Raw genomic sequence first — 7,264 nt, forward strand, 5'->3', positions numbered from 1 at the left:
CTACAGCGGCCGCTCGATGCCCCGCAGCCGGGCGGCGACGAAGGTCGCGTAGGGATCGGTCATCCCCGCCACCGCATCCACCGCCGCGCGCAGGATCTCGTGGCGCGGCCAGCCGGGCTCGGGCCGGTAGTCGCCGAAGATCGTCAGCGCCTGGCGGTGCCGGCGCGACAGGCGCTCGACATCGCGCACCGCGTCGAAGGCGAGCGCCGCGGCGAACACGAGATCGAGCACCGTGCCGATGATCTCGTCGGCGGCGAGCTCGAACCCGACCTTGCGGTCGTGCACATAGACGCGGCCGCGGTTCACCCGCTGCGCCTCCTCGAACGCCGTGCCGATCGCGGGAGCGTGCGCGGCGAGGTCGTCGAGCAGCGCGCCGCCGCGATAGGGCGCGCCCGACAGGATCGCGTCCACGCGCCCGGCGAAGATCGCGGCCGCCGCATCGATCAGCACGCCGATCGCCGAGCCGCGCAGCGACGCGACCTCGCCCGTCGTGCGGCCGACGATCGGGCCGATGATCTCGGCGAACTCGCGCGCGGGCACGATGCCGAGATCGACCGCGTCCTCCAGATCGGCGAGGGTGTAGGCGATGTCGTCGGCCGCCTCCATCAGCCAGGTCGCGGGGTGGCGCGGCGCGGCGGCGGGGTCGTCGATTCCGTAGAGATGGCGCACGACATCGGCGAAGGTGTCGCGCTCGGTGTCGAAGACGCAGAACTTCGTGCCGCCGCGCGATCGTTCGTCCCGCGCGCCCCAGGGATATTTCAGCATCGCGCCGAGCGTGGCGTAGGTGAGGCGGAAGCCGCGCGCCATGCGGTGCATGTCGATCTTGGTGACGATGCGGAAGCCCTGCGCGTTGCCGTCGAAATAGGCGAGATCGGCGGGCGCGTCGGCAAGCCCGGCCGCGATCGCGGCGAGCCTGGTCGCGAGCGCATCCTCGCCGGCATGGCCGAAGGTCGGGTTGCCGATGTCGTGGATCATGCAGGCCGAGCGCACCACGGCGCCGAACTCCTGCGGCGTGATGCCGGCCCGCTCCAGCCGGTCCTCGATCAGCGCGCCCGCGCGCACGCCGAGCGACCGGCCGACCGAGGCGACCTCCAGCGTGTGCACCAGCCGGTTGCGCACGTGGCTGTCATGCGGCAGCGGATGCACCTGCGTTTTCGCCTGCAGGCGGCGGAACGGACGCGCGAAGGTGATGCGGTCCTGGTCGCGCTGGAAGGCGTCGCGGTGCGGCTCGTCGCGCGGTGCCGACTCGCCGAAGCGGACGCGCGAGAAGGTGCGTGCGAGATCGAGCATGGCGAGGGGGCGTCTAGGTCGCGCACGCCTCGTCGAGCGCCGCCGCCGCGCAGCGGAGGGCGAGGCCGAGCCGGTTGCGCGCGCGGATGGCCTCGACGGTGGCGAAGCGCGCCGCATCCGAACCGGCTTCGGTCGCGGCGAGGGCGCGGATCGGCTCGAGTACGGGCCATGCCGGCAACGGCAGCGCGGGCGGGTGCGCGAACCGGTCGCCCTCCGTGTAGTCCACCGGCACGAGCGCGCGCGAGGCGCGCATCAGCGCCCGATCCGCCCGCAGCGTGTCCGAGGGTGTGCGCGCCTGCGCGGCGCGCGAGGCATCGCGCACGCGTTCGGCGGCGGCGATCAGGACAGAGAGATCGAACCGTTCGCCGAGCCGGTCCCGCAGCGCGGCAAGCTCGGCCAGCAGGGCCTCGGCGGTCGCGGCGTGGTCGAGCGGGACGACCACATCCGTCAGCAGCCGCCAGACCGCGTGCGCGAGCACCCGCGTGTCGCGCACCAGGTTCGCCTCATCGACCTTGTCGAGCGTGTCGTGCGGCGTGTGCCACCACCAGCCGAGGTTGTTGCGCGTCGCCACCGCACCCGGCGCCTGTTCGCTGATGATGCCGAACATCGACGGGACGCCGATGCCGCCGAAACTCTCGTCGCTGTTGCGCGCCTTGCGTCCGCCCCGATGAGGCCGGCCCGTCACCGTCTCAACGGCCTCGCGGGCGAGGTGGCCGAGCTCGGTCATCGCCGCGGCATGGGCGAGTTCGCTCGCGCCGATCCCGCCGAGCGAATCCACGTTCACATGCGCGACGCAGCGGCGGTCGAGCTCGTCCCAGTGCGTGTCGGCATACCAGGCCGAACCGGAATAGCGGCCATGCGAATGGCCCGACCAGAAGCAGAGCCTCAGCCCCCGCTTCCACTCCGCGCGATGCTCGGCACACACGCGCGCGACCTCCAGCATGCCGGCATTCGCCGAGCCGTTGTCCATCACGCCGAAATACCAGGTGTCATGGTGGCCGGAGAGCAGCACGAAGGGCGCGTCCGCGCCGCTGCCCGGCGCGTCTAGCTCGGCGACCAGCAGCGGCGTCTTGCGCCAGGCGGTATCGACCGCGGCATGGATCACCACGCGCGGCCGCTCGCCGCGCAGCACACGCTCGCGCAGCGCTGCGCCGTCGCTCTGCGACAGCGTCACCGCGACCGTCGTCGGCAGCTCCGGCAGGTTCGTCGGCGATGGGCTGCCCCACACCGGCGAGATGCACATCTCGTGGCGGTGCTCCTGGTGGCTGATGTGGATCTGGCCGATCGCACCGGCGCGCGAGGCGAGCCGCGCATTGGCTGGGGTGGCCATGCCCTCGATCAGCGCGATCCTGCCGGTGAGGTCCTTGCCGGCGAAATCCGCCGCCGTTCCATTGCCGACATGGACGATCTCCCCGGTCACGCCCGTCGCGGGCGAGGGGCGCGAGAAGGAATGCGTGATCGCGCTCAGCGCCGCGTTGTCCACCTCGACGCGCGCGGGGCCGGGCAGGCTGATATAGGCATCGTGCAGGATCGTCTCGGTGCGGAAGCCCGCATCGCGCAGGCGCTGCTCGATGAAGCGCAGCGCCTCGACCTCCTCGTCGGTGCCGCTCAGCTTCACCCAGCGCGCGATCTCGCGGAGGTCGGCCATCATGCGCGCGCCGCTGACGGCGCCTGTCGGGTTCGCGGCTGCGGTCATCCTGCGGCTCCTTGGCGCGACGACGTGGACACGAGGGGGCGGCGTCCGCGCCGGTCAGCCGGCACGCGCCGCCAGGAAGTCGAGCAGCGCGCCGACGCAGGCGGCGGGCGCCGCATCGCCGATGTTGTGCGGCATCCCGGGAAGCGAGACCAGCGTCGCATCGGGAATGCGGGCCTGCATCCGCTCGTACTGGTCGTGCGAGCCGATCGGCTCATGCCCCGGCGCCACGATCAGCGTCGGGCAGGCGATGCGGTGCAGCTCGTCCTCCCAGTCGCGGCTGGCCATGTTCGTCACGAAGCGGCCGATGAAGGCGGGGTCGTTGCCGCCGGTCTGCCGGCAGAACCAATCCACGAGTCCGGGATCGGCATCCGCCGGGAACCGGTCGGCGACACCCTGGCGCACGAACGCCTCCAGCCCCATCGCCGCGATCTTCGCCGGCCACGTGCCGGCCTGGCTGTTGCGCAGCCCGGGTGTCGAGGCGAACAGCGCGAGGGTCGCCACGCGCGCGGGATGCTCGACCGCCAGACGCTGGCCGACATAGCCGCCGGCGGAGAGCCCGACCACATGCGCCCGCGCCACCCCCAGATGGTCCAGCAGTTCCAGCACGTCCGCCACCAGCCGCTCGAGCGTCAGCGGCTGCGCCTCGCCCGGCACCGCGGAGGCGCCGTGGCCGCGCAGATCGAGACTGAGCGTCGTCCAGCGTCGCGCGAGCGCAGGGATCCAGCCATACCAGCGGCGATAGGCGCCCATCGCCGCGTGCAGCAGCAGCACGGGTGTGGCGGGCGTGCGCCAGGGATCGGTGAAGTCATCGACGCGCCAGGCGAGCGCGACGCCGTCGCTCGCCGTGAACCGCGCCATGGTGGGCTGGAGCATTCCGTGCGTCTCCGCATCGAGCATGGACGCGGCATCGTCGGCCGGCGAGCGGCATTGCGCAATCCATCGAGGCGACTACGATGACGCGCGCGATCAAGGGGAGAAGAACCATGCACGAGATCCGTCGCCGCCACCTGCTTGCCGGTGCCGCGGCCGCGACCCTCGGCGGCCCCGCCTTGGCGCAGGGCTTCCCCGACCGGCCGGTGCGCGTGATCGTACCGTTCGGCCCGGGCGGCGGCACCGACAATCTCGTGCGGCTGATCGATCCCCATGTGCGGGCGGCGCTCGGCCAGCCGCTGGTGATCGAGAACCGTGCCGGCGCGGGCGGAACGATCGGCGGCGAGGTGGTCGCGCGCGCCCCGGCCGACGGCTACACGATGCTGATCGTCGACAGCAGCATCGCGATCAACCCGTCGCTGTTTCCGCGCCTGCCCTATGACACCGAGAAGGATTTCGCGCCGGTCAGCCTGCTCGCGACGGGCCCGGTGCTGCTGCTCGCGCATCCGTCGCTGCCCGTCACCTCGCTCGCCGAGCTTGTCGCGATGGCGAAGGCGCGGCCGGGCCAGCTCAGCTACGCCTCGGGCGGCAACGGCGCTTCCACGCATCTGGCCGGCGAGCTTCTGAAGATGGTGGCCGGGATTGATCTTGTGCACGTGCCCTATCGCGGCACCGGGCCGGCGACCACCGATGTCGTCGCTGGCCATGTGCCGCTGATGTTCAACGGCATCAGCGCCGCCCGCCCGCATGTCGATGCCGGGCGGCTGGGTGCGATCGCGGTGACCGGCGATCGGCGCGCGCCCGCGCTGCCCGATGTGCCGACCTTCGCCGAGGCCGGGCTGCCGGACGTCACCGCCTCGACCTATTGGGGAGCCCTCGTGCCGGCCGGCACACCGCCCGCCGCGATCGAGAAGCTCTCCGAGGCGCTGCGCGTCGGCGTGCGTCACCTCGATGTGCAGGAGCGGCTGACCGCGCTCGGCTTCGTGCCGATCGGCGGAACGCCCGCGGAGTATGCCGCGAACCTGCGCAGCGAGACGGCGAAATGGGCAGAGGTGGTGCGCAAGGCGAACGTGAAGCTCGACTGAGCCGGGACACATCGCGCGCATGCGCTATTCCGCCGGCGAGGCGCGCGAGTGGGTGCGCGCCAGCCTCTCCGGCTACCTGACCGTCCTCTACACGCCGTTCGATGCCGAAGGCGCGATCGACGAGGCGGGGCTCCGCCACAACGTGCGCGAGACGCTCGCGCGCCCGGGTGTGGGCGGCCTCTCGGTGCATTCGCTGCACCAGGAGTTCTGGGCGCTGACCCTGGCCGAGCGCAAGCGGGTGACCGAGATCGTGCTGGACGAGACCGGCGGACGCGCACCGGTGGTGATCGGCTGTTCGGACCCGGCGGCCGCGACCGTGATCGAGCTCGCCCGCCACGCGCAGGATTCGGGCGCCGATCTGGTGATGGTCTGGCCGCCCTATTACGGCCCGCGCAACGCCGCCGGCGTGCGCGCCTTCTACGAGCATGTCGCGGCGCGGCTCGACATCGGCATGGTGGTCTATGCGACCACGCTCGCCGAGCTCGGCTACTACCTGGACCCGGACCAGGTCGCCGGGTTGCTGCGTTTTCGGAATGTCTGCGCGGTGCAGGACACCACGCTCAATTTCGCGAGCTACGCGCGGATGATGGAGCGTGTCGGCGACCGGATCGCTGTCGCGACCTCGCTCGAGGAGTATTTCCTGTTCGGCTGGCTCACCTATCCCGAGCGTGCGCCCCGCTTCATGATCGGCTCGTCGCGGCCGGTGCTGTGCCAGACGCCGGCGCATCCCCATTGCGGCCGGTTCCTCGACGCCGCACTTCGCGGCGACCACGCGGACGCGGCTCAGCATCTGCGCACGATCAGCGCGATCGCGAGCCGGTTGCAGAGCCGCTACTTTGCGCAAGGCTTCCATCACGTCGCGCTGTTCAAGGCGATCGCCGGTGAGCTCGGCATGCGGATCGGCGTCGGTTGGCGGCCGGCGCTCGGTCCGCCGGATGAGCGCGACCTGAACGAGTGCCTCGCCGTGCTGCGCGAGGCCGGGCTGCTCGCAGCGACACCCGGATCGTAGCGTGGGGCAAGCCTGGATCGCCGCCCTCGGCGCGACGCTGCTGATGCAGGCGGTCGCGTCCTTCATGATGCATAGCCTGCCGGTGATCGCGCCGCTGCTGACAGGCGCGGTGGGGCTTGCTCCGGAAGCGATCGGCAATCTCTCGGCGATCAATGCCTTCGGCACGGTGCTTTTCCTCGCCTTCGGCGGGCCGGTGCTGGCGCGCCTCGGCCCGATCCGCATGCTCCAGGCAGGCACCACGCTCTCCGCATTCGGGCTGCTCACGATCGCGCTCGGCACCGTACCCGCACTCGGCATCGCCGCGCTGCTGCTCGGCATCGGCTACGGCCCGACGCCGCCCGCAGGCAGCCGCATCCTCGCCGCCACGGCACCGCCCGGCCACCGAACGCTGATCTTCTCGGTCAAGCAGGCCGGTGCGCCGTTGGGCGGGATGCTGGCGGGCCTGGTCACCGCGCCGGTCGCGAGCGCGTTCGGCTGGGCGGCGGCCCTCGTCGTCTGCGCGGCGGCCGCGTTCGTCTCCGCCGCGCTGATCCAGCCGCTGCGCACGACGCTCGACGCCGAACGCGACCCGCGCCGGTTGCTGCATCCGCGCGCGATGTTCAGCCCGACCACGCTCGCGGCTCCCTACACGGCGCTAAGGCTGTCGCCGCTGTTGCCGCCGCTGACGCTGCTCGCGGTGTCGTTCGCGATCGTGCAGGGCTGCCTGTTCTCGTTCACGGTCACCTGGCTGGTCGAGGCGCGGGGGCTCTCGCTGGTGCAGGCGGGCAGCGCCTTCGCCGCCATGCAGGGAGCCGGCGTCGCCGCGCGCATCGCGCTCGGCTGGCTCGCCGACCGCACCGGAAGGCCGAGCGCCAATCTGGTGGTGCAGGGTTTCGCCGCCGCCGTCGTGGTGCTGATCTTCGCCGCTCTGCCGGCCGGCGCCGGGATGCTGCTGACCTCCGGGCTCGCAGCCCTCGCGGGCTTCGTCGCGGCGAGCTGGAACGGCATCTATCTCGCCGAGGTCGCGCGGCTCGCCCCCCGCGATCGCGTCTCCGACGCGACCTCCGGCTCGACGCTGTTCACCTTCCTCGGCTATGTCGCGGGGCCGGCGCTGTTCGCGCTGCTGGTGCGGCTCACCGGCGGCTGGGGCGTGCCGATGATCGCGATCGCAGCGCAGCTCGCGGCCGTCTCCGCGCTGGTCGCGCCGATGCTGCTGCGCCGGTCCCGCTAGCACGACTTTGGCAGAAACATGCGGGGGGGCTGCCGATTTCGGATTCCCCTGTCGGCTTTTGCGTGATTCATGAGGGATCGGCTTTGGGGAGCCGATCATGGCTG

The 7,264-nt window shown here is 72.0% G+C and carries 6 protein-coding genes; 3 read left to right on the plus strand and 3 right to left on the minus strand.

From position 1 onward, the window contains the following. The 3 genes from dgt to F563_RS0118175 are packed head-to-tail and all read right to left on the minus strand — an operon-like array spanning position 1 to position 3,859. A complete protein-coding gene (gene dgt / locus F563_RS23215; protein WP_019016121.1) occupies positions 1-1,290 on the minus strand; it encodes a dGTP triphosphohydrolase in 1,290 nt (429 codons plus the stop codon). 13 nt (positions 1,291-1,303) lie between these two features. Beyond that, positions 1,304-2,986: a M28 family peptidase gene (locus F563_RS0118170; protein WP_019016122.1), complete on the minus strand. Its 1,683-nt coding sequence runs from the start codon at positions 2,984-2,986 to the stop codon at positions 1,304-1,306. 54 nt (positions 2,987-3,040) lie between these two features. Next, positions 3,041-3,859 (minus strand): alpha/beta fold hydrolase, encoded by an 819-nt coding sequence (locus F563_RS0118175; protein ID WP_211211454.1) that lies wholly within the window; start codon positions 3,857-3,859, stop codon positions 3,041-3,043. Positions 3,860-3,969: 110 nt separating this feature from the next. On the opposite strand from F563_RS0118175, the gene F563_RS0118180 reads away from it, so the two are divergent. The 3 genes from F563_RS0118180 to F563_RS0118190 are packed head-to-tail and all read left to right on the plus strand — an operon-like array spanning position 3,970 to position 7,160. After that, positions 3,970-4,941 carry a tripartite tricarboxylate transporter substrate binding protein gene (locus F563_RS0118180; RefSeq protein ID WP_019016124.1) on the plus strand — a complete coding sequence of 324 codons (972 nt, stop codon included), beginning with the start codon at positions 3,970-3,972 and terminating at the stop codon, positions 4,939-4,941. Between the two features lie 19 nt (positions 4,942-4,960). Then, positions 4,961-5,950: a dihydrodipicolinate synthase family protein gene (locus F563_RS0118185; RefSeq protein ID WP_019016125.1), complete on the plus strand. Its 990-nt coding sequence runs from the start codon at positions 4,961-4,963 to the stop codon at positions 5,948-5,950. A 1-nt stretch (position 5,951) separates the two neighbouring features. Continuing rightward, positions 5,952-7,160 (plus strand): MFS transporter, encoded by a 1,209-nt coding sequence (locus F563_RS0118190; RefSeq protein WP_019016126.1) that lies wholly within the window; start codon positions 5,952-5,954, stop codon positions 7,158-7,160. The last annotated feature ends 104 nt before the right edge of the window (positions 7,161-7,264 follow it).

It is taken from the genome of Elioraea tepidiphila DSM 17972 (assembly GCF_000378465.1).
GTDB classification, from domain to species: Bacteria; Pseudomonadota; Alphaproteobacteria; order Acetobacterales; family Acetobacteraceae; genus Elioraea; species Elioraea tepidiphila.